The organism is Streptomyces gobiensis, assembly GCF_021216675.1.
In the GTDB taxonomy this organism is placed as follows: Bacteria; Actinomycetota; Actinomycetes; order Streptomycetales; family Streptomycetaceae; genus Streptomyces; species Streptomyces gobiensis.
The window spans coordinates 2,475,982-2,497,109 of sequence record NZ_CP086120.1; the positions used below are offsets into that span (position 1 = coordinate 2,475,982).

At 70.2% G+C, this 21,128-nt stretch carries 19 protein-coding genes; 5 read left to right on the forward strand and 14 right to left on the reverse strand.

Annotation, left to right across the window (positions count from 1 at the left end; genetic code table 11):
• Positions 1-8: 8 nt before the first annotated feature.
• A complete protein-coding gene (locus test1122_RS11385) occupies positions 9-725 on the forward strand; it encodes an NAD(P)-dependent oxidoreductase (RefSeq protein WP_232269061.1) in 717 nt (238 codons plus the stop codon).
• 127 nt (positions 726-852) lie between these two features.
• On the opposite strand, the gene test1122_RS11390 is transcribed toward test1122_RS11385, so the two are convergent.
• Both test1122_RS11390 and test1122_RS11395 read right to left on the reverse strand, forming a co-directional pair.
• Entirely contained in the window at positions 853-1,536 is a 684-nt protein-coding gene (locus test1122_RS11390; RefSeq protein ID WP_232269062.1) for a response regulator, read from the reverse strand.
• Between the two features lie 89 nt (positions 1,537-1,625).
• Positions 1,626-2,618 carry a GNAT family N-acetyltransferase gene (locus test1122_RS11395; protein WP_232269063.1) on the reverse strand — a complete coding sequence of 331 codons (993 nt, stop codon included), beginning with the start codon at positions 2,616-2,618 and terminating at the stop codon, positions 1,626-1,628.
• A gap of 263 nt (positions 2,619-2,881) precedes the next feature.
• Here test1122_RS11395 and test1122_RS11400 point away from each other — a divergent pair, with 263 nt between their 5' ends.
• From test1122_RS11400 to test1122_RS11410, 3 genes are all read left to right on the forward strand, one after another.
• The gene (locus test1122_RS11400; protein ID WP_232269064.1) at positions 2,882-3,694 is read left to right on the forward strand and encodes a universal stress protein; all 813 of its coding nucleotides are present in this window, start codon (positions 2,882-2,884) and stop codon (positions 3,692-3,694) included.
• A gap of 27 nt (positions 3,695-3,721) precedes the next feature.
• Entirely contained in the window at positions 3,722-5,461 is a 1,740-nt protein-coding gene (locus test1122_RS11405; RefSeq protein WP_232269065.1) for a sensor histidine kinase, read from the forward strand.
• A gap of 110 nt (positions 5,462-5,571) precedes the next feature.
• Positions 5,572-6,042, forward strand: a complete 471-nt coding sequence (locus test1122_RS11410) for a VOC family protein (RefSeq protein WP_232269066.1) — start codon at positions 5,572-5,574, stop codon at positions 6,040-6,042.
• Between the two features lie 17 nt (positions 6,043-6,059).
• Here the strand turns inward: test1122_RS11410 and test1122_RS11415 are convergent, their stop codons facing one another.
• From test1122_RS11415 to polX, 9 genes are all read right to left on the reverse strand, one after another.
• Entirely contained in the window at positions 6,060-8,522 is a 2,463-nt protein-coding gene (locus test1122_RS11415; RefSeq protein ID WP_232269067.1) for a glycoside hydrolase family 65 protein, read from the reverse strand.
• Between the two features lie 7 nt (positions 8,523-8,529).
• A complete protein-coding gene (locus test1122_RS11420) occupies positions 8,530-9,273 on the reverse strand; it encodes an HAD family hydrolase (protein WP_232269068.1) in 744 nt (247 codons plus the stop codon).
• Between the two features lie 86 nt (positions 9,274-9,359).
• Positions 9,360-9,932 (reverse strand): SRPBCC family protein, encoded by a 573-nt coding sequence (locus test1122_RS11425; protein WP_232269069.1) that lies wholly within the window; start codon positions 9,930-9,932, stop codon positions 9,360-9,362.
• A 171-nt stretch (positions 9,933-10,103) separates the two neighbouring features.
• Entirely contained in the window at positions 10,104-10,307 is a 204-nt protein-coding gene (locus tag test1122_RS11430; protein ID WP_232269070.1) for a DUF7427 family protein, read from the reverse strand.
• Positions 10,308-10,561: 254 nt separating this feature from the next.
• Complete coding sequence (gene egtD, locus test1122_RS11435) at positions 10,562-11,536, reverse strand: L-histidine N(alpha)-methyltransferase (RefSeq protein WP_232271868.1); 975 nt, start codon at positions 11,534-11,536, stop codon at positions 10,562-10,564.
• Positions 11,517-12,323 (reverse strand): ergothioneine biosynthesis protein EgtC, encoded by an 807-nt coding sequence (gene egtC / locus test1122_RS11440; protein ID WP_232269071.1) that lies wholly within the window; start codon positions 12,321-12,323, stop codon positions 11,517-11,519. Before egtC ends, egtD begins: the two co-directional genes overlap by 20 nt.
• A complete protein-coding gene (gene egtB, locus test1122_RS11445; RefSeq protein WP_232269072.1) occupies positions 12,323-13,651 on the reverse strand; it encodes an ergothioneine biosynthesis protein EgtB in 1,329 nt (442 codons plus the stop codon). The genes egtC and egtB overlap by 1 nt, the downstream gene beginning before the upstream one ends.
• A 49-nt stretch (positions 13,652-13,700) precedes the next feature.
• Positions 13,701-14,936: an ergothioneine biosynthesis glutamate--cysteine ligase EgtA gene (gene egtA, locus test1122_RS11450; protein ID WP_232269073.1), complete on the reverse strand. Its 1,236-nt coding sequence runs from the start codon at positions 14,934-14,936 to the stop codon at positions 13,701-13,703.
• Between the two features lie 90 nt (positions 14,937-15,026).
• Positions 15,027-16,790, reverse strand: coding sequence for a DNA polymerase/3'-5' exonuclease PolX (polX, locus tag test1122_RS11455; protein ID WP_232269074.1), 1,764 nt, complete (start codon positions 16,788-16,790; stop codon positions 15,027-15,029).
• A 119-nt stretch (positions 16,791-16,909) separates the two neighbouring features.
• Here polX and test1122_RS11460 point away from each other — a divergent pair, with 119 nt between their 5' ends.
• Positions 16,910-17,377, forward strand: a complete 468-nt coding sequence (locus test1122_RS11460; protein WP_232269075.1) for an Hsp20/alpha crystallin family protein — start codon at positions 16,910-16,912, stop codon at positions 17,375-17,377.
• Positions 17,378-17,395: 18 nt separating this feature from the next.
• On the opposite strand, the gene test1122_RS11465 is transcribed toward test1122_RS11460, so the two are convergent.
• The 3 genes from test1122_RS11465 to modA form a co-directional block, all read right to left on the reverse strand.
• Positions 17,396-18,187 (reverse strand): VOC family protein, encoded by a 792-nt coding sequence (locus tag test1122_RS11465; RefSeq protein ID WP_232271869.1) that lies wholly within the window; start codon positions 18,185-18,187, stop codon positions 17,396-17,398.
• A 211-nt stretch (positions 18,188-18,398) separates the two neighbouring features.
• Positions 18,399-20,333 (reverse strand): ABC transporter permease, encoded by a 1,935-nt coding sequence (locus test1122_RS11470; protein WP_232269076.1) that lies wholly within the window; start codon positions 20,331-20,333, stop codon positions 18,399-18,401.
• A gap of 18 nt (positions 20,334-20,351) precedes the next feature.
• A complete protein-coding gene (gene modA, locus test1122_RS11475; RefSeq protein ID WP_232269077.1) occupies positions 20,352-21,128 on the reverse strand; it encodes a molybdate ABC transporter substrate-binding protein in 777 nt (258 codons plus the stop codon).

A 21,128-nucleotide genomic window follows, 5' to 3' on the forward strand; every position in this document is an offset into this window, starting at 1 on the left:
GCTGCGCCATGGGCACGGATCGTGTGAAGAAGGTCTGCATCATCGGGGCTTCGGGGAAGCTCGGGCAGTACATGGTCCGGCACGCGCTGGAACGCGGCTACGAGGTGGTCGGCGTGTGCCGGGAGCGCAGCGTGCCGAAGCTGGCCGCGTTCGAAGGCCGGATGACCGTCGTCCCCGGACCTACGAACGACCCGGAGGTGATCCGGCGGGCGGTCGCCGGGTGCGACGGGGTGCTGACGGTGCTGGTGCCCTGGGGCGTGCAGCAGTACGCGTCGGGCACGGCGCAGGCGGTGCTCGACCACGCACGGCCGGGCGCACGCCTGGTCTTCTCCTGCGGCTGGCACATCACGCGCGACGGCAAGGACAAGTACTCCCGGATGTTCAGCATGGGCGTCCGGATCGCCGCCGTGCTGGGCAAGCTGGTCCGCGCCGTCGAGATCGACGACCAGGTGGAGGCGTGCAGCCGGGTGTTCGCCAGCGACACCCGGTGGACCGTGGTGCGCGGCAGCACCCTGGAGGAAGGCGAGAGCCAGGGCCTGCCCGTGTGGAGCCGGCACGTGGGTGACCCGGTACTGGCCAGCAACCTGACGCGCCGTGTGGACTTCGCGCTGTTCATGGTGGAGGCGCTCACCGACGACGCGCTCGTCCAGGAGGCCCCGGCGATCGTCGGCCGCCTCACCCCCAGCGCCCTCGCCCACACCGGCGTCCCCCACGACCACGCCTAGAGCACGTCTCACGGATCAAACCGGGCCCGCGCCCCCTGGCCCGCACTCCCCCAGACTTCTCCCCCAGCTACCGCTGGGGGAGCTAGTTGGGGGATCCGCTGTTCCGGCAAGATCCACAAGACGGGCCCTAGTCCCGTTCGCGTTCCCGGATGCGTTCGGCGATGACGGCAGCCTGGACGCGGCGGCCTACGCCGAGCTTGGCGAGGATCGAGGAGATGCGGTTTTTCACGGTCTTCTCGGCGAGGTAAAGGCGCTCAGCGATCTGGCGGTTGGTGAGGCCGTCGCCGATCAGCTCCAGGATCTCCCGCTCCCGGGGGGAGAGCCGGGCCAGTTCGGCGGGGGTGTCCGGCTCCGGTGTGCTGCGCAGCCTGGCCATCACACGGGAGGTGGCGCCCGGGTCAAGCGTGGACTGGCCGCTGGCTACGGTGCGGATGGCCGAGACCAGGTCAGAACCCTTGATCTGCTTGAGGACATAGCCCGAGGCACCCGCCATGATGGCGTCGAACAGCGCCTCATCGTCGTCAAAGGACGTCAGCATCAGACAGGCCAGCTCCGGCATCCGGGCGCGCAGCTCACGGCAGACCTCGATGCCCTCCTCGTCGCTGCCCTCCGCCGTGTCACCGAGCCGTACATCCAGAACGGCGACATCCGGGCGCAGCGCCGGGGCGCGGGCCAGGGCCTCACGGGCATCCGCCGCCTCGCCGACCACGGTGAGGTCGGCCTCGGCCTCCAGCAGATCACGCAGGCCTCGGCGTACGACCTCGTGGTCGTCGAGGAGGAAGACACCGATGGGGGTGGCCGGAGCAGTCATACGTCCCAGCGTCGCTCAACGCGGGTTGCGCAGCCAGGGCCGTTCGGCCCTGTCCCCCGTGCAACTCCCGTACTAGTCCCCTCAGCAGGTCATTGCCGCTGACGTTGCTGACGTCGCAGGTGTCGCCCGGCGAGACAGAGCTGGAGACGCCGGTACGCAGCCGGGAGAGCGTCCAGCAGGGAGGTGCCCCGGGCGGTGCCGGGGGACAGGCCAAGGCAGTTGGGGCCGACCAGCCGCATGCCGTAGCCGCGGCAGATCTCCTGGAGAGCGACTCCCTGGGCATCGGTGAGCCGAGAGCTGACGGCGATCAGTGCCCGTATGCCCTGCTTGCCGCAGCGTTCGGCCGCCTCGGGAACGGCGTGCGCGGCGATGACGAGTACGGCCAGATCGGCCCCGGCGGGCAGCGGGTCCCGCTTGCCGACCGCGTACAGCTCACCGGTGAAGCCGTGTTCGCGGATCCTGCGCAGGATCGCGCGGTCGGCCGAGTCCGGTCTTCGCCCGGTTCCGATGACGACGACCGAGCGGGGTCGCGGCAGTGGCTCGTCGACCGCGCTCAGTTCTATGGTGCAGTGCATCTCGGCGTCCGCGCAGCGGATGGTGGTACGCAGTCCGAGGTCGGCGACCAGCCTGAACAGCGGGCCGTTCGCGGCGAGCGCGTCGGCGGTCAAGGCGCGGACGCCGTCCCGGCGGGCCAGCGGTACCAGGTGTTCCATCAGCAGGGTTCCCACACCCCGGCGGTGCCAGTCCCCGGCGACGGCGATACCGACATCGGCCGTATCACCACCGGGCTCATTACGGTGGAACTCCGCTGCCCCCAGCACCTGTTCGCCCCGCAGCACCACCAGCGCCCGGTCACCAGGGCGGTCATCGGCACAGATGCGCTCGGCGGACCGTTCAGTGACACGGTTGCCCGCCCCGAGGAATCGCATCCGCAGATGCTCCGGCGACATCTCCCGGTACATCCGCAGGACCGCCTCGCGGTCCGCCGCCCGTGCGGACCGGATGCGTACGGGCGTCCCATCGGCCAGCAGTGCGTGTGCGCCGTCCATATGAGCGGTGGGCCATGCTGCGGTCGTCGTCATAGATGGCTCCCTGGGTCTCTCGCTACTGACACATGGGTCCGCCCGGCTCACCGAGTGAGCCGGGCGGACCGGACCCACGGGCGGGTCACCCCCCACGAGTGCCACAGCCCGTGTACCCCCCGGAACACAGCGTGAGGCATGAGGCAGTTGTCCGCATGGGGCCGAATGGCCCCTTCCAGGGACCGGCGCGCCTCTGTAGCTGTGGGACCAACCAGGACACGGTTGCGAAAACGCAACGAAAGGCAGCGAAAGGCGGTGTGGGGATGGAACTGGTCAAGCCCGTGGTCGTAGGGATCGATGGCACTGAGTCGGCGCTCGACGCCGTGGAGTGGGCGGCCGACCGCGCGCAGCGGCAGGGCGCCCCGCTGCTGCTCGTACACGCGGTTCTGCGGGAACGGTACGCGGGCGCGGATCGGTTACCGGCCGAGCGGATCCGTAAGGAGGCGATGCTGGCCACGGCGGCGGGCCGGGCCGCGCTGCGGGCTCCCATGGTGAAGGTGATGACCAGGCTGCTGCCCGATCCTCCCGTGTGGGATCTGCCGCGCGTAGCCGTGGAGGCCTCCCTGCTGGTGGTGGGCTCGCGTGGCCGGGGCACGCTGGTCTCGCTGCTGCTGGGGTCGGTGGGCTCGGGGGCAGCGGCGTTCGCGGGTTGTCCGGTGGTCGTGATGCGCGGCCGGGTGGGGGTACCACAGACCCCGCGCCCCCGGGTGGTGGTGGGGGTGGCCGAGCAGGAGCCGCACGCTGCCGTTGTGGAGTTCGCCTTCGGCGAGGCGGCACGGTGCGGCGGTGAGCTGCTGGCCGTACGGGCCTGGCGGGGGCAGCCCCAACAGGCCTCGGATTCCCTGGAAGACGCGCTGGCCGAGGGGCTGCACGGGCGCCATGGGGTGCGTGTGGTGCGCCGCGTCGTCGAGGGCTCCGCACACTCGGCGCTGCTGGACGCCTCCTATGGCGCGGAGCTGCTGGTGGTGGGGGCCAGGCCCCGGGAGGGCCGCAGGGGGATACGGCTCACTCCGCTGCATCACGCCATATTGCACCGGTCACACTGTCCGGTGGCGGTGGTCCCCGTACCCTGTTGAGGGGGAGAGACGAGCTGGGAGGGGCACATGCCGGATGCCGCGGGACAGGGGCGGCAGAAGCATCAGTCGCCGGATCTTCCCCAACTGCGGCTCGATGAACTGCTGGATGAGCTTCAGCAGCGGCTGGACGCTGCCCGTACCTCACAGAACCGGATGCACAGCCTGCTTGCGGCCGTACTGAGCGTAGGCCGCGAGCTGGACTTGGAGCAGGTACTGCGGCGGATCATCGAAGCGGCGGTGGCACTGACCGATGCCGCGTACGGTGCGCTGGGCGTCGTCGGCGACCAGCAGCGGATCTCCAAGTTCCTTACGGTCGGCGTCCCGGAGGAGCTGATCCAGAAGATCGGCCCCTGCCCCTCCGGACACGGCATTCTCGGGGAGCTGATCCGCAATCCGGAGCCGCTGCGGCTGACCGACTTGACGAAGCATCCGGCCAGCTATGGCTTCCCCGCCCACCACCCCCCGATGCGAAGCTTCCTGGGCGTGCCGATCCGGGTCCGCAATGAAGTCTTCGGCAATCTCTATCTCACCGAGAAGCACGGCGGCGCCCAGTTCGACGCCGATGACGAGGCGGTGCTCACCACCCTCTCCGTCGCCGCCGGGGTCGCCATCGACAACGCCCGGCTCTACCACGAGAGCAGGCGCCGCGAGAAGTGGCTGGAAGCGAGCGGCGAGATCACCCGCACCCTGCTGTCGGGCGCCTCGGCCGAGGCCGTGCTGAGCCTGATCGCCCAGCATGCCCTCCAGGTCGCACAGGCGGACTCGGCGTGTGTGCTGCTGCCGACCAGCGACCGCAGCGAGCTGTGTGTGACGGTCGCCGAAGGGCTGGAGGCCAGGAAGCTCACCGGTCGCACCGTGCCGATCAACGACTCGCTGGCCGGTGTGGCCGCGCGGACCGGTGAGCCCACCGTCACCGCGGACATCCGGACAGATGAGCGCGGCCACGCCTTCCCGGAGCTCAAGGAACCCCATGGCCCGACCGTCGCCGTACCACTGTTCTCCGCGCAGGAGCAGGCACCCGGTGCACTCCGGCTGGCGCGGCTGGCGGACCGTCCGGAGTTCGACGCCACCGAGGTCAAGCTGCTTTCCAGCTTCGCCGCCCAGGCGGCCCTCGCCCTGGAGCTGGCCCGGCACCGGGCGGAGGCCGAGCAACTCACGCTGCTCCAGGAACGGGACCGGATCGCCCGCGATCTGCACGACCTGGCGATCCAGCGGCTGTTCGCCACCGGCATGACGCTGCAGAGCGCGGGTCGCCTGATCGAGCGGCCCGAGGCGGCGGACCGCGTGGTCCGGGCGGTGGACGATCTGGACGAGACCATCAAGATCATTCGATCCACCATCTTCGCCCTCCGGTCCACCGGGGGCAGGACGGACGAGAAGGGTCTGCGTCACCAGATGATCCAGACCGTGGAAGCCGCCGTACCGGCCCTGGGCTTCCTGCCCTCCCTGACCATGGACGGCCGCCTCGACACCGACGTCCCAGCCGAGATCGCCGACCACGTCCTGGCCGTAACCGCCGAAGCCCTCAGCAACGCCGCCCGGCACGCTGTCGCCCGCCGAGTCGACGTCGCCCTCACGGTCGCGGACGAGGTCACCCTGACGGTCACCGACGACGGCGTAGGCATCGGCGCCACCCCGCACACGGGCGGCCTGACCAACATGCGCTCCCGCGCCGAACAGCTGGGCGGCACCCTGACCGTGGGCCCGCCGCCAGAATCGGGCACCGGCACCCGCATCAGCTGGCAGGTCCCGCTGCCCAGCGACTGATCGGCGGCTCGCTCGGGGCGTTTCCCAACGGCCGCAGCGATGAGTTTTGGCGGCGCAGCCGGTCCGTCTGTTCGCAGGCACTCAAGCTCGGGCAGCGAGGAGAACGCATCATGCAGAAGATCACCAACTGTCTGTGGTTCGACACCCAGGCCGAAGAGGCGGCGAACTTCTACACATCGGTTTTCGACGACTCCCGGATCGTGGATGTGCAGCGGTACGGCGAGGTGGGGCCCGGGGAGCCGGGGTCGGTGATGACGGTCACCTTTGAGCTGGCGGGACAGCGGTTTGTCGCGCTGAACGGCGGCCCGCACTTCACGTTCAACGAAGCCGTCTCGCTCCAGGTGGACTGCGCGACGCAGGAAGAAGTGGACTACTTCTGGGCGAAGCTCGGCGAGGGCGGGCAAGTACAGCAGTGTGGCTGGCTGAAGGACAGATTCGGGCTGTCGTGGCAGGTCGTCCCGAGGCAGTTGACCGAGCTGATGAGCGACCCCGACCCCGCCAGGTCCGGGCGGGTCATGAAGGCGATGCTAGGCATGGAGAAGATCGATATTCGGGCTCTGGAGGACGCCCACCGGGGCTAGGACCTGTCAGACAAGACCTAGGCGCCCCCGCTGAGCCCGTTCTCCGGTGGCCAGTGGCTCCAGGGGGTGGGCCGGACGTCCCGCGCGCTGGGGCCGGTCAGCCGTATCTTGCGGGAGCCCCCGGGGGCCACGGTGAAGGACTGGCCGGGGACCACGATCTGGATCGGCGCCTGGGCCGAACGCGGCAGGCTGATCCGGAAGGTCTCGTCCTGGAGCCGTACCCGTACGCCCCAGTGGCCCCGGTAGCGTATGGAGAAGCTGAAGCCGGACAGCTCCGGCAGCGGTGCCGGGTCGAACCACAGCTCGTCCTCGCGGGCCTCCAGGCCGGTCAGCCCGCGCTGTACGAGGTCCAGGGTGCCCGCCATGGCGCCCAGGTGGATGCCCTCTTCGGTGGTGCCGCCGTGCAGGTCCGCGACATCGCCGAGCAGCGCTTCCTGCATATACGTCCAGGCGTCGGGCCGCCGCACCCGGGCCAGCACCCAGCCGTGCACCAGACCGCTCAGGGTGGAGCCATGGCTGGTCCGGCGCAGGTAGTAGTCGACCGTGCGGTGCCAGAGGGCTTCGTCCAGGGGATAGCCGAGCCGCTGGAAGAGCGCGGTCAGTTCGGCGGGTGAGAAGAGGTAGCCGAGCATCAGCACATCGGCCTGCTTGGACGCCTGGTAGTGGTTGACGGAGTCGCCCTCGGCCTCCAGGATCCGGTCGAGCCGGCGGATATCCCCATGCCGCTCGCGCAAGCCGTCCCAGTCGAGCTCGGCCAGCTCACCGTAGCCCTCGAACTGGCTGATGACGCCCGCGTGGAACGGGATACGCAGCCGCCGGGAGACCTCTTCCCAGTGGTTCAGCTCGGCGGGGTCCAGCTCGAGTTGTTCGCTCAGCTCCTGACGGCGCGGGGCCGGGAGGTCGTGCAGCAGATCAAGGGCGCGGGCCAGGGTCCAGGAGGCGGTGACGTTCGTATAGGCGTTGTCGTCGATACCGGCCCGGTCGGCGTCCGGATACGCCTCGTGGTACTCATCGGGGCCGACCACGCCCCGTATCCGGAACCGTGCCTCAGCGGGGTCCCATTCGGCGATGTCGGACCAGAAGCGGGCGATCCGCAGCAGCATCTCGGCGCCGTTGGTGTGCAGGAACTCCGTGTCGCCGCTGGCCTGCCAGTAGTGCCAGATGTTGTACACGATGGCCGAGCCGACATGGTGCTGAAGCCGGGAGAAGTCCGGCAGCCAGCGCCCGGAGCGCGGGTTGAGATGCAGCGTCTGGGTCTCCTCACGGCCGTCGCTGCCGCTCTGCCATGGGTACATGGCGCCCTTGTGCCCGGCGTCGGCGGCCGCCCGGCAGGCCTGCGCCAGCCGCTGGTGGCGGTAGTTGAGCAGTGCCCGGGAGACCTCGGGGAGGTGCAGATTGAGGTAGGGCAGCACGAACAGTTCGTCCCAGAACACATGGCCGCGGTAGGCCTCACCGTGCAGACCGCGGGCCGGTACCCCGACATCGAGCCCGGCGGTGTGCGGCGAGAGGGTCTGCAGCACATGGAAGAGATGGAGCCGCAGGATGTCCCCCGCCTCGTTCGGTACGGACAGCTGGGCGCGCTGCCAGAGCAGCCCCCAGGCCTGCCGTTGCGAGACCAGCAGCTTGTGGAAGGCGGGCGCGCGGGCCACCTCGTCGAGCGAGGCGTGCAGCGGGTCGCTGATGGCCGGGTCCCGGGAGGTGTGCAGGGCGACGGTCTTCTCGACGGTGACGGGCTGACCGGGCGCGATGGGGACGGTGAGCAGATAGGCGGCCCGGTCGTCGGTGAGACGCGGCTCCATGGCCTGTGGCTCGCCCTCGGTGACCCGGGTGCGGGCGGCGAGCGCGATCCGGATATCCGACTCCGAGGTGCGGCAGCGCAGCCACATCTCACCGCTCCCGGCCCCGGGTACCCCGGTGTGTATATGGGTCAGATGCTTCCCGGCCAGCGCGCGGTAGCGCTCCACCCCCTCATTGGCCACCGCACCGTCGAGCGCGGACTCGATCTCCAGCGTGCCCGACCAGTCCTCGGCGGTGAAGGTGGTGCGCAGGGCCGCCAGATGCGGGTCTCCCATATGGACGAGCCGGCACTGCTCGACCCGCAGCCGCCGGCCCTGTGGGTCCTCGTACCGCAGCGACCGGGTGAGGGTGCCATGGCGCAGATCGAGGATCTGCCGGTACTCCAGCAGCCCGTCCTGGTCCGGTGTCCACCAGGACCCGTCGGGCAGGACGCGGAAGCGCAGCGGCAGCCAGTTGGGCAGGTTGACCATGTCCTCGTTCTCGACCTGCCGCCCGGCCACCTCCGACACCAGCCGGTTGTAGCAGCCCGCGACATAGGTGCCCGGATAGTGCACATCGCACGCGGTGGTCTCCGGCGCCGCGCCCCGGGTGGCGAAGTAGCCATTGCCCAGAGTGCACAGGGCTTCCCGCAGCCGCTCTTCCCTGGGGTTGTACCCCTCGTACTCCCACACCCAGCCCGGCATCGTTCGCTCACTCCTCCCCTGGCAGCAATTCCGACAGATCCCGCACCACCAGATCGGCGCCATGGGCGCGCAGCTCGGCGGCGGTGTCCGGTCCCGCTGTGCGGTCGACCCCGATGACCGGGCTGAAGCCGCCCCGGCGGCCCGCCTCCACCCCGGCCAGCGCGTCCTCGATGACCGCCGTACGGGAGGCGGGCGTGCCCAGCCGCCGGGCCGCCTCCTCGAACAGCGCGGGGTCGGGCTTACCCGGCAGCCCCAGCTCGGCCGCCGTACGGCCGTCGACCACCGTCCGCAGCAGCTCCAGCACCCCAGTGCTCTCCAGCAGCTCGCGGGCGTGCCGGGAAGCGGATACGGCGGCACAGGGCACCCCGGCGCCGCCGAGGGCGCGCAGCAGCCGCACACTGCCCGGCCAGACCTCGGCCTCGTTACGCCGCAGCGCGGCGGTGAACGCCTGCTCCTTACGGGCGGCCACGGCCTGCACCGCCTCGGGCGGCAGCCGCAGGCCGCGGGCCGCGAGGAAGTCGGCGGCGCCATCGAGCCGGGACTTGCCGTCGACGAAGCGCCGGTACTCCTCCTGGGCGTCAAACGGCCGGAACGGGGTGCCGCTGAGTTCCGCCTGCTCCCGCAGACAGGGGTCGAAGGCCTCCTTCCAGGCCGCCGCGTGCACCCGCGCGGAGTCGATGATCACTCCGTCGGTGTCGAGCACCACGGCCCGCACTTCCCGCAGCCACGGCGCGAAGGGCACGGAGCTCATCTGCTCACCTCCCGTCCTCCCAGCGTAGGGACGCAGGCGAGCCGGCGCCGGTCGAGTCTTCCCGGGCTGAGGCCGACTGGTCCCCGTCAGCGGTGGATGGCCGGTGGCGCGGGCAGCCGGAAGCGGCGGGCGGACCGGCGGGGCTGCTGGCCGATGCCCATGCCTTCCAGGCCCCGTCCGGGCTCAAAGCCCACATCGGCGACTTCCTCGGTGCCGGTCAGCACCTCGTACAGCCGCTGTGCGTCCTCGGGCAGATCACGCCGCCAGCCCATCGCCACCACCGGCCAGAGCAGCAGCAGGCCTCCGGTCAGCGATGAGGTGACCTGGACCCCAACCCGGCAGCTGTGCGGTCCCCGTGGCCACAACCGGAAGTCAAAGCGCGGTACCTGGGTGCCCAGGGGGGTCCACATCCGCTGGCCCAGAAACCCGATCCGGACGCCGGGCTCATAGACGCAGCGCTCCAGCCGGAAGTCACGATGCCGCCCCGGGAACCGGTACTGGTAGGTGCGGCCCCCGACCCGTTGCTGCCCGCTGTTGGTATCGGAGTGGACCTCCATCACACCGGAGTGCCAGCGGGGCAGGTTTCGCGCGTCGGCGAGGAAATAGAACACCTCGTCGACGGGAAGTGGAATGGATACGTAGACGTGCACCTGCGGCATGCGGCACCTCCTACGAGCGAGGTGCCTAGCACGTAGCGGCTGGGCACCCGCTCCCCGGCCCGGGTGTACCTCGTGAACCCAGATTGGGAGGATTTATCCGCACTGTCTCGCGTAACTACTCCATTCAGGCGATCGCGCTGTGTGTTCAGCCGATCAGCCTGATGACCCCATTCAGCCCAGGATGTGCACCAGGAACCACCCGGCGAACACCACCCAGACGGCCGCGAAGACCGCGCGACCCGGATGGGTGTGGGTACGGAACCAAGCGCGGACGCGCTCAGAAAGTGTGTCACCGGCTTTGGTGTTGAAAATTGCGAAAACCTCATAGCCGACCCCGGCCAACAGCAGGACGCCCCAGATCAGGTCGGGTGTCATAGCACCGACCTCCTTTTGACGGTATATACCCGCGAAGCCCGCACCCGAGTCAGCGAACCCACGGTTGACTGGCCCCGGTTGCGGGCCACGGTCGGCATCCCGGAAGCGGGCGCGGCGGTACGGCGCGCAGAGGGGCACTGGCGGTACGGCGCGCAGAAGAGGGCGTTAGCGGGAGGCGTCCGGTCCTCCGCGCGCCGCGCGCTCGGCTGACGTAGCGGGACAGCGCGGCGCGGATCACGGCGCCCGGCGCGTCGTTAAGCGGGGGTTGCGAGGAGGAGGGCGAAGCGGGTGGTGGGGTCGGTCCACCAGTGGTGGACGGTGAAGCCGGCGTGGGCCAGTTCGGTGGTGAGAGGGGCGCGGTGGAATTTGACGGAGATCTCGGTGCGGAGTTCTTCGCCCCGGTCGAAGTCGACGGTGAGGTCGAGCGCGGGGAGGGCCACGGTCTGGGTCAGCCGGGAGCGCAGCCGCATTTCGATGCGGGAGGCGGGGGCGTTCCACACGGCGCGGTGGTCAAAGGTGTCCGGGTCGAAGTCGGCGGAGAGTTCGCGGTTGAGGACGTGCAGGACATTCTTGTTGAACTCGGCGGTGACGCCCTGGGCGTCGTCGTAGGCGCGTACCAGTGTGTCCGGGTCCTTGACCAGGTCGACGCCGAGGAGCAGCGCGTCGGTGCCGGTGAACTGACGGCGCAGGGAGGCGTAGAAGGCGCGGCGCTCGGCGGTGTCCAGATTGCCCAGGGTGCCGCCGAGAAAGGCGACCAGGCGGGGGCCCTCGGGCGGGAGGGTGAGGTCGGTCTCGTAGTCGGTGACGGTGGCGGTGACGCGTAGTCCTGGGTAGTCGCGGCACAGGGCTTCGCCCGCTTGGCGCAGTGCGTCGGGGCTGACGTCCAGGGGGGCGTAGCGCTCCAGGCCGCTGTGCCGGGTGAGGGCGTCGAGCAGCAGGCGGGTTTTACGGGAGGATCCGGAGCCGAGTTCGATGAGGGTGTGAACCTCGGCGGGCAGGGCGGCGGCTATGGCGGGGGCGTGGTCACGGAGGATTTCGTGTTCGGCGCGGGTCGGATAGTACTCGGCCAGTCCGGTGATCTCCTCGAAGAGCTCGCTGCCCCGGGCGTCGTAGAACCACTTGGGCGGCAGGGTCTTGGGCTGGTCCGTCAGGCCCTTGAGCGCGTCGGCGCGCAGCGCCTCGGTGAAGTGGCCTGCGGGCAGCCGGTGTTCAAGGGAGAAGCAGCTCATCATGCGGTGCGGTCCTCTCGACGGCGCGGACGGGAGCCAGCGGGATGGTGCGGACAGTGCGGGGGGTGGCCATCAGGAGGGAGCCCTCGGGCACCTCCTGCCAGCCGTCGGTGGCGTCCGGCTCGGAAGCGACCAGGACGCTGGGGACATCGTCGAGGCCCCCGCGGTACCAGAGGGTGTCACCGTGCCGAACAGCGGTGATCGTGCGGCCGTCGGTGAGCAGAAGGTTCAGCCGGGCGCCGGGCCGGACCGCGGCGATACGCCGGGTGACGTCGGCCAGCGCACCGGCGGGCGGCTCACCGGCCCGTAGCCGCTGTTGGAGCAGCGCCCACAGCAGAGCGGAGTCACAGCCGGCCTCCAGACCGAGCAGATCGGCCGTGGCCAGCCGGACTCCGAGATCACCGGGGAGCTGCCGCCAGTCGGGGATGGAACCGTTGTGGCTGAACAGCCAGTGGTCGTACGCGTAGGGGGCGGCGGCGCACTCGTCCTGGCTGGTGCCGGGGGTGGCGTCACGCACGGCGGCCAGCACGGCCGGGCTGTGGATCGTACGGGCGAGATCGGGCAGGTTGGGATCGGCCCAGATGGGCACCGAACGGCGATAGCGGGCGGGACGGGGCGGGCCATCGGCGATATACGGGTACCAGCCGAGCCCGAAGCCGTCGGCGTTGACGGTGCCGTGCCGCTGCATACGCGGCGCCCAGGACTGCTCATACAGCCCGCACTTCGGCTCGGTCACCAGCCCGGCCAGTGTGGTGGACGGCCCCAAATAAGCGAGGTGACGGCACATCACGCATCCCTCGCCGTACGGAACCCCGCGAAGATCTGTCGCCGGATGGGGAAGTCCCAGTTCCGGAAGGTGGACCGGCAGGCGACCGGATCGGTGCCGAAGGAGCCACCCCGCAGCACCTTGTACGTGGCGGCCTCCCCGCCGAAGAACACCTCGCTGTACTCCCGGTAGGGGAAGGCGGTGAAGCCCGGATAGCCGGTGAAGTCGGAGGCGGTCCACTCCCATACGTCGCCGAGCAGCTGCCGCGCCCCGCAGGGGGCCGTACCGGCCGGATACGCACCGGCGGCCGCGGGTTCGAGGTGGCACTGGCCAAGGTTGGCGTGCTCGGGGCCGGGGTCCGTATCGCCCCAGGGATGGCGTGCCGAGTGGCCGGTGTCCGGGTCATGGCGGGCGGCCTTCTCCCACTCCGCCTCGGTCGGCAGCCGCCGCCCGGCCCAGCGGGCGTAGGCATCGGCCTCGTACCAGCTCACATGCATCACCGGTGCGGCCGGTGGTACGGGCTCCAGGCTGCCGAAGCGTCGGCGCAGCCATATGTTGCCCTCGCGCCGCCAGAAGAGCGGGGCGCTCAGCTGGGTCTTCCGTATGTACGCCCAGCCGTCCGGGTGCCACCAGCGGGACTTGGTATAGCCGCCGTCGGCTATGAACTCCTGGTAGGCGGCGTTGGTGACCGGTGTGGTGTCCAGCCAGAAGGCCGGGAGGTCGACGGTGTGCGCGGGGCGTTCGTTGTCCAGCGCCCAGGGGTCGGTCTCCGGGTCGGTGCCCATGGTGAACGGTCCCGCACGCACGAGGACTTCGCGGGGCAGGTCACCGCCGACGGCTGATGGCGGCGGCGGGGCCTTGAGCACGGCTGGGCCACGGCGCAGCTGGTGGGTGGCGAGCATCGTCTCGTCGTGCTGCTGCTCATGCTGGGCGACCATCCCGAAGACAAAGCCGCCGTGGAAGAGCGGATGGCCGGTCAGCGGCGCGACGGCCAGCACGTCCAGCGCCCGCTCCCGGACCTCGGCGACAAAGCGGCGCGCGCGGTCGGGCGACAGCATCGGCAGCCCGGGCCGGTCGGCGCGCGGGGTGCGGAACGCGTCGTAGACCGGGTCGAGTTCGGGCCGTAGCGCGGGCTGGCCGCCCGCCTCGCGCAGCAGCCAGATGTCCTCCTGGTTGCCGATATGGGCCAGATCCCAGACAAGCGGTGACATCAGCGCCGAGTGCTGGGCCATCAGCTCCGAATCATCCAGGCAGCTGGTCAGGGCGTGAGTGCGGGCCCGGGCCTGCTCCAGCGCGGTGAGCGCACGTTGTCGGACAGCGGTGTCGGCGGTGTCGTTCAGCACGGGCATCTGGGGCTCCTAGTCGGTGCTGGTTGGCGCTGGTCGGCGCCCATCGGTGCTAGTCGGTGAGGTGGTCGTCGGCGGGGCAGCGGCCGCGGTCGGCGTACCGCTCGGCGAAGGCGGCGACGGCGCGATGCGGTACGCCGCCGGGGTCGCTGCGGTACAGCGCGGACTCGGCGGCGGCGACACAGGTACGTACCGCCGGGCCCAGCAGCGGATCGGCGGGCCCATGGCGGGCGGCGCGCAGCCAGATGTCGGGCGCGGTGAGCGGCTCGGTCGCGGCATGGGCCAGCTTGGCCGCGTAGGGGTCATCGAGGAGTGTGGTGGCGATGGCGGTGGCAGCGATCCAGCCGTCACCGCGCTGGGCGTCGATCATCCGCAGCTCCAGCCAGCCGCGCGGCCGGACCGGCGGGAAGAGGGTGCTGAGGTGGTACGCCAGGTCGGCGCGGGTGGGCGGCCGTTCCGGGTGACCGCCGCGCAGCCAGGAGCGGAAGGAGAGCTGCGGCGGGGCGGTCCAGTCGGCCGGGGCGCCGTTGTGGGACCGGCGCCGCAGGCACAGCAGGGGGGCGTCCAGCGCGTAGCGGGTCCACTGCTCGCGCGGCGCGGCGCTGGGCGGTGGGGGGAGGGTGCGGCCCGGGTCGGTACGGGCCCAGACCCGTTGCCGGGTGGAGACCCAGCCGGTGCGGCGGCCGCGCCACAGCGGGGAGTTGGCGAAGGCGGCCACCAGGACCGGGCCCAGCCGGTGGGCGAGCTGCCAGCGGTGCCGGTAGCCGGAGGGGCCGTCGGAGTCGTCTCCGGCGTCCAGGCTGATCTGCACGGCGGCGGTGGCCCGCATCATCACCCGGCCCCAGGGGCCGTCGCGGTCGAAGTGGGTCTCCATCGCCTGGTAACGGGGATGGTCCAGCACCCGGGGCGGACTGCGGTACGGATCGAGCCCGCGGCCCTCGAGCGCCGCACCCGCCCTGCCCAGCGCCGCCTGTAGTACGTCCACGTCAGCCGCGGCGGTGGTGACGCATTCGGCCAGCGACTCGCCCGGCGGAGTGCTCAGCTCCAGCTGCCCGCCGGGTTCCCGGGTGAGCCTGCTGCCGCCCGGCAGCCCCCCGGGTGGGAAGAGCGGCGCGAGGACCGGATCGAGCCGTTCGGGCGGTACGAGGCGGGTGGAATCTGCCTGATCACGTACGAGCCATTCCAGCTCCACACCCACCCGCGTGGGTGGCCCGGTCTTGAAGCAGATCCCTCCGACATACGCCTCGGCATCGGCCTCCGACAGAGGCTCGGACAGAGCGGTATCCATGGCAACTCCTCCCGGGATGGCAGACCATGGGAACCCACTGGGGCGCACAAGACATTTCCCTGCCCCGGGAGGCACCTTTGTCAAACCTGCCTACGCCGCCCGGTCCTTCGCCCGGTCTTTCGCTCGGTCCTTGCGCAGGAACCGGCGCAGTCGCCGCAGCGTCCAGGTGTTGATGACGTCCTCGCCGGTGAGCCAGCCGCGCTGCGCCGTTCCCACCCCGTAGCGCAGATTGCCCAGTTCACCAATGGAGTGCGCGTCGCTGTTCACGGCGAACTTCACGCCATACCGCTTGGCCCGCAGAATGTGCTCATCGGACAGGTCCAACCGGTCCGGGCTCGCGTTGATCTCCAGTGCGGTACCGGTGCGGGCGCAGGCGGCGAACACCTCGTCCAGATCGGCGTCGACGCCCGGACGTTTGCCGATGAGGCGGGTCGTCGGATGGCCGATGATGTGCACATACGGGTTCTCGCAGGCCCGGATGAGCCGCCGGGTCATCGCGTCCCGGCTCTGGCTGAAGTGGGAGTGCACCGACGCGACGCACAGGTCGAAGTCCTGGAGGAACTCGGGCGGCCAGTCCACACCGCCGTCAGCGTCGATATTCAGCTCGGTCCCGTGCAGCAGCCGCGGTCCACGGTGGTGACGGCGGTGCTGCTCGTCAAGCTCGCGCACCCGCTTCCGCTGGGCGAGCATCTTCTCGTCGGTCATGGCCTGCATCCGGAGCCTGGGCGCGTGATCGGTGATCGCGTAGTACGAGAGTCCGCGCTCCGCCGCCGCGGCCACCATGTCCTCCAGCGACGCGCGGCCGTCCGTGAGGTCGGTGTGGGTGTGCAGATCACCGCGGATGTCCGGATCGGCCACCAGCTGGGGAAGCTCACCGCTCTGTGCGGCCGCCACCTCGCCACGGTCCTCGCGCAGCGTTGGCGGGATCCAGTCCAGGCCGAGCCTGGCGTATACGTCCTCCTCGCTCTCCGAGGCGATCTTGTCGCCACTCTCCGCGTCGAAGAGGCCGTACTCGGAGAGCTTGAGCCCATGGCGTACGGCGATGGTGCGTACCCGGATGTTGTGCGCCTTCGACCCGGTGAAGTACTGCAGCCCGGCGCCCCAGGAGTCCGGCGGCAGCACCCGCAGGTCCGCCTGCGGTCCCGTGGTGGTGCGGATCGACGACTTCGTATCGCCGTGCGCGATGACCTCGGCGGTGAAGGGCGCGTTGATGAACGCCGCCATGAACGGGCCGGAGTCTTCCGCCGCGACCAGGATGTCGATGTCCCCGGTGGTCTCCCGCATCCGGCGCAGCGATCCGGCGTACGCGCACCGTTCACAGCCGCTCACCTCGGAGAGCGTGGCCAGGATCTCCTCGGCCAGCTCCATGGTGGTGTTGAGCTGGAAGCGGTCGCTGGCCGCCCGCATCAGCTCAATGCCGTGGCGGATGTTGTCCTCGGTCTTCGGACCGAAGCCCTTCAGATCGCGCAGCCGCTCGTCGTCGAGCGCGTCGGCCAGCTCGTCGACGGAGGAGATGTCCAACTCCTCATACAGCACCATGGCCTTCTTGGGCCCGAGGGTGGGGATGGCCGTGAGCTGCCGCACCCCCTCCGGGATCTTCGCCCGGGCTTCCTCGACGGTGGAGACGCTGCCCTCGCGGAAGTACTCGACGACCTTCTCAGCGATCGATTTTCCGACGCCGGGGATCTCCTTGAGGTCCTTGAGGTCAAGCTGGGAGACATCGGCGTGATGCCCGCCGATCGCCCGGGCGGCCCGCTCATAGGCACGCACCTTGAACGCGTCGCCGCCGGTGATGGAGAGGAGGTCGGCATACTCCTGCAACAGAGCCTCGACCTCCGTATTAGGTCGGGCCATGTGTCAATTTTAGGCAGCCTGGTACCCGGCTCGCAGGCCGGGACAGACAGTCCGATGGACCGACAGGCCGACGGAGCAACAGGGAACGATGGCGCGACAGACCGATCGGAGGTAGTGCCATGACACTGCCGGTACGCCGTTCAGGCGGCGCCCCCGCCCGCCGTACGCACCCCTGGGGGATCCGGGATTCCTTCAGCGAGTTCGAAACGCTGTGGGACGAGATGGGACGGCTCGTCGAGCGGGCCGCGGCCCCCGTGGGCGAGCACCCCTGGATGCCGCTCGCCGAGGAGATGGAGACCGAGGACGCCTATGTGGTGCGGGCTGAGCTGCCCGGTGTCCCCAGCGAGAACGTGGCGGTAGAGCTGGAGGGCAATGAGCTGTGCATCACCGGTGAGATCACGGAGGAGCAGCAGGGCAAGGTGCTGGCCCGCCGTACCGGACAGTTCAGCTACCGCAGCACGCTGCCCGGCGGTATTGACAGCGACAACATCGAGGCCGAGCTGGCTGACGGGGTGCTCACCGTACGCGTCCCCAAGGCCGAGCAGGCCAGGCGCCGCAAGATCGAGATCGGCAGGGGCAGGGAGTAGCGAAGCAGTCCAGCGCGCTCAGGTGAATGTGGGCATGTCTCCCTTGGTCGTCTTGGGGTCGATGAGAGCGAACTTCGCGCCCTGCTGGTCGGCGACGCCCGAGATACGGCCGAAGGGAGTGTCCATGGGCTCGAAGCTCACATGACCGCCGAGCCCGGTGACCGTGGCGACCGCCTCATCGCAGTTGTCGACGGCGAAGTAGACCTCGGTGTACGGCGGCATCTCAGCGGGCATGTCCGGGGTCATCTTGAAGCGGCCCGCCACGGTCTCGCCTGCGATGCCCCACGCCTTGTAGTCCATGGCGGGGTCCTCCATCCGCTTCACCCCGAAGGGGAAGACGGCCGGGAAGAAGGCATCCGCGGCATCGGGATCGCGGGTGGCGATCTCGGTCCAGCAGAACGATCCCGGCTCGCCCTTCTTCTCAAAGCCCCGGTGGGTGCCCGCCTGCCAGACGCCGAAGACGACGCCGCCCGGATCCTGGGCGATGAGCATCCTGCCGAAATCCCCCACGGTCATCGGCTCCAGGAGGATCTGTCCGCCATGCTCCCGGACCTTGGCGGCGGTCGCATCGACGTCCGGTGATGCGAAGTAGACGGTCCAGGCCGTGGGCCACTCCTCGCCGCCGGGCATCGGGGGCGCGAGCGCGGCGACCTTCTTGCCGTCGGAGAACGCTTGCGTGTAGTAGCCGTACTCCGCTGAGCCTTCGTCGAAGGTCCAGCCGAACAGCTCACCGTAGAACCTCTTCCCCGCCGCCAGATCGGGGACCGTGACGTCGGCCCAGCAGGGCATACCCTCGGGCTGTTCAGGCATGGCAGGCATGGCAATGCCTCCTCAAGGTGAGGAATCAGTGTGCCTGCCACGCTAGCGACGCCTGGACCATTCCGCAGCCGAAGTATTCGAACGCTTGGTCAATTACCTTCTGGTACAGGCCCGATCCAGCCCGATCCATGGCGCCGCCGTCCAGGGCCACGACGTACGCGGCGAGTTCGTGGGGGCAGGCCGCTCTGTGCGGGTCACCACGTCAGATCCGCACAAGGGTGGTCTCGGTGGCCTTGACGCTCGTCCATACGGGTGTTCCGTCCGTGAGGCCGAGCTCGGCGGCTGCCTCCGGGGTGATTTCGGCGACGAGGTCGGGGGCCTGGCCGGAGGTGATCAGGACGCGTAGCCGGCTGCCGACGGCGGTGATCTCCCTGATGGTTCCGGGCCACACATTGCGCGGGCTGCCGGAAGGCCTTCCCCGGTGGACGGAGACGGCTTCCGGGGCGATGATCGCGAGCGCTTCGGTGTCCGCGAGAAGCGGGTCGGCGACGATGAGACGGCCGCCGCCGGGCAGTTCGAGGCCGTCGGCGGTGGCGGTGCCGGGCCAGGCGTTACGGCCGAGCATGCGGGCGACCCAGGGTGAGCGCGGGTGCCGGGTGACTTCGGCGGGCGGGCCGTCCTGGAGGGCACGGCCTTCGTCGAGTACGAGGACCCGGTCGGCGAGCGAGACCGCCTCCACCGGGTCGTGGGTGACGATCAGGCAGACACCGCCGAACCCTTCGAGGTGGCTGCGCAGGGTGTGCCGGACATGGGCCCGGGTGGTCTGGTCGAGGGCGGCGAGGGGTTCGTCGAGGAGCAGCAGCCGGGGGCGGGTGGCCAGGGCACGGGCGAGGGCGACCCGCTGGGCCTGACCGCCGGAGAGCTGGGCGGGCTTGCGGTGGGCGAGGTGGCCGACACCGAGGCGGTCAAGCCACCGCTGGGCGGTACGACGGGCCTCGGCGCGGCTCGCCCCGTGGGCACGCGGTCCGTAGGCGGTGTTGGCGAGGGCGTTCAGGTGCGGGAAGAGGGCACCGTCCTGGGGCACCCACGCGACCCCACGGCGGTGCAGGGGCAGGGTGGTGGCATCCAGGCCGCCGAGGCGAAGGGTGGCATGGGCACGCGGGGTGAGGCCGAGGAGGGCCCGTAGCAGGGTGGTCTTACCGGCGCCGTTGGGCCCGACCACGGCGATGGTGGTCCCCGGTTCGGCGTCCAGGGTGAGCTGGGTGAAGCCGGTCAGGTCGGCGCGTAGGGACCAACGGTCGGTTGTCGCCGGGGACTCAGTCTCCCCGGCCTCTGCGGCCTCCTCACTCTTCGCTTCCGGCTTCCGCTCGCGTTGCCGCCCTGGGCCGCGTGAGCTGTCCGCCGTCGCGCCGGTCCAGCGACCGCGCAAAGCGATCAGCACGGCCATGGCGATAACGAGGAGCAGGAGGGAAACGGAGGTCGCGGCCTCCGGCTGGTCCTGGAGCAGCAGATAGACCTGCAGCGGCAGCGTCTGGGTGGCGCCGGGGAGATTACCGGCGAAGGTGATGGTGGCCCCGAACTCGCCCAGCGCCCGCGCCCAGGTCAGCGCGGCTCCGGCAACGAGGCCCGGGGCGACCATGGGGAGGGTGATGGTGAAGAAGACCCGTACCGGCGAGGCGCCCAGCGAACCGGCGGTCTCCTCGTAACGGGGCCGCAGCCCGGCGATGGTGCCCTCCAGGCTGATGACCAGGAAGGGCATCGAGACAAACGCTGCGGCGAGTACGGCACCCGAGGTGTGGAAGGGCAGCGTTATGCCGAAGGTGCCCTCCAGCCAGGGCCCGAGCAGCCCCCGGCGGCCGAACCCGAGAAGCAGGGCGACACCGCCGACGGTGGGCGGCAGCACCATCGGCAGCAGGACCAGCGAACGCACCAGTGCCTTGCCGGGGAAGTCCACCCGCGCCAGCGTCCAGGCAAGCGGCACTCCGAGCAGCAGGGACAGGGCCAGTGCCCAGCAGGACACGACCAGCGACAGCCGCAGTGCCTCGGTGACCCCTGGGCTGGTCAGATGACCGCCGACGTCGCTCCACGAGGTGCGGGCCAGGATCCCGAGCAGCGGCAGAAGCAGAAACGCGACCGCCAGCAGGGCAGGGAGGGCCAGGGTGACGGGGATACGCGCAGGCGTACGGGTGTGTCTCATCTGGGTCTCATCTGTGTCTCATGGCAGCTGGAAACCCGTATCCCGCAGGATCTTCTGCGCCGCGGGCGTGCTCAGCCACCGCACGAATGCCCCCGCGGCGCCCGCTTCCCCGGAGCTCTTCAAAGGAGCGGCCGGGTAGGAGGCCACGGCGTTCTGCGCGTCCGGGATGCCGATGGCATCGACCTTGTCCGCCGCCGTGGCGATATCCGTGGCGTAGACGATGCCGGCGTCGGCCTCACCGAGCTCGATCTTGCTCAGTACGGCCCGGACACTCGGCTCCTGGGAGACCGGCTTGACGTCGACTCCCCCGGCCGCCTCCAGCACCTGCTTGCTGTACCGCCCGACCGGCACCTCAGGGGCCGCGAGGACAACCTTCAGTCCGCCGCCACCAAGATCCTTCAGACCCCGGACCTTCCTCGGGTTGCCCTCACCGGTAGCGATCACCAGACGGTTCTCGGCGATCACGGTCGGGGTACCGGTCTCGCCCCTCAGCCCGTTCATGGTGTGGGTGTCCGCCGTGACCACAACATCCGCGGGGGCGCCCTGCTTCACCTGCGCGGCCAGCTCCTGAGACCCGGAGAAGGAGAACCTGACCCTCATTCCCGGGTTCTCCCTCTCATACACGGCACCGGCGGTCTTGAAGGCATCGGTGAGCGAGGCAGCAGCCAGCACGGTGATCTCAGTCCTGGACGCACCGCCGTCATCTGTCCCCTTCCCGCATGCGGCCAGCGGCGCGGTCAGGGCAGCGGCCAGCAGAGCCGCAGCGACGCCGCGTCCGCCGAAGGCTCTCGGCAT

Bases quoted from the DNA above. Each gene is read 5' to 3' on its own strand.
- egtB (WP_232269072.1), bottom strand. From the start codon at position 13,651: ATGCCCGTGCTGAACGACACCGCCGACACCGCTGTCCGACAACGTGCG.
- test1122_RS11460 (WP_232269075.1), top strand. From the start codon at position 16,910: ATGACACTGCCGGTACGCCGTTCAGGCGGCGCCCCCGCCCGCCGTACG.
- test1122_RS11410 (WP_232269066.1), top strand. From the start codon at position 5,572: ATGCAGAAGATCACCAACTGTCTGTGGTTCGACACCCAGGCCGAAGAG.
- polX (WP_232269074.1), bottom strand. From the start codon at position 16,790: ATGGCCCGACCTAATACGGAGGTCGAGGCTCTGTTGCAGGAGTATGCC.
- egtD (WP_232271868.1), bottom strand. From the start codon at position 11,536: ATGAGCTGCTTCTCCCTTGAACACCGGCTGCCCGCAGGCCACTTCACC.
- test1122_RS11470 (WP_232269076.1), bottom strand. From the start codon at position 20,333: ATGAGACACACCCGTACGCCTGCGCGTATCCCCGTCACCCTGGCCCTC.
- test1122_RS11405 (WP_232269065.1), top strand. From the start codon at position 3,722: ATGCCGGATGCCGCGGGACAGGGGCGGCAGAAGCATCAGTCGCCGGAT.
- test1122_RS11395 (WP_232269063.1), bottom strand. From the start codon at position 2,618: ATGACGACGACCGCAGCATGGCCCACCGCTCATATGGACGGCGCACAC.
- test1122_RS11420 (WP_232269068.1), bottom strand. From the start codon at position 9,273: ATGAGCTCCGTGCCCTTCGCGCCGTGGCTGCGGGAAGTGCGGGCCGTG.
- test1122_RS11465 (WP_232271869.1), bottom strand. From the start codon at position 18,187: ATGCCTGAACAGCCCGAGGGTATGCCCTGCTGGGCCGACGTCACGGTC.
- egtA (WP_232269073.1), bottom strand. From the start codon at position 14,936: ATGGATACCGCTCTGTCCGAGCCTCTGTCGGAGGCCGATGCCGAGGCG.
- test1122_RS11400 (WP_232269064.1), top strand. From the start codon at position 2,882: ATGGAACTGGTCAAGCCCGTGGTCGTAGGGATCGATGGCACTGAGTCG.
- test1122_RS11385 (WP_232269061.1), top strand. From the start codon at position 9: ATGGGCACGGATCGTGTGAAGAAGGTCTGCATCATCGGGGCTTCGGGG.
- egtC (WP_232269071.1), bottom strand. From the start codon at position 12,323: ATGTGCCGTCACCTCGCTTATTTGGGGCCGTCCACCACACTGGCCGGG.
- modA (WP_232269077.1), bottom strand. From the start codon at position 21,128: ATGCCGAGAGCCTTCGGCGGACGCGGCGTCGCTGCGGCTCTGCTGGCC.
- test1122_RS11415 (WP_232269067.1), bottom strand. From the start codon at position 8,522: ATGCCGGGCTGGGTGTGGGAGTACGAGGGGTACAACCCCAGGGAAGAG.
- test1122_RS11430 (WP_232269070.1), bottom strand. From the start codon at position 10,307: ATGACACCCGACCTGATCTGGGGCGTCCTGCTGTTGGCCGGGGTCGGC.
- test1122_RS11425 (WP_232269069.1), bottom strand. From the start codon at position 9,932: ATGCCGCAGGTGCACGTCTACGTATCCATTCCACTTCCCGTCGACGAG.
- test1122_RS11390 (WP_232269062.1), bottom strand. From the start codon at position 1,536: ATGACTGCTCCGGCCACCCCCATCGGTGTCTTCCTCCTCGACGACCAC.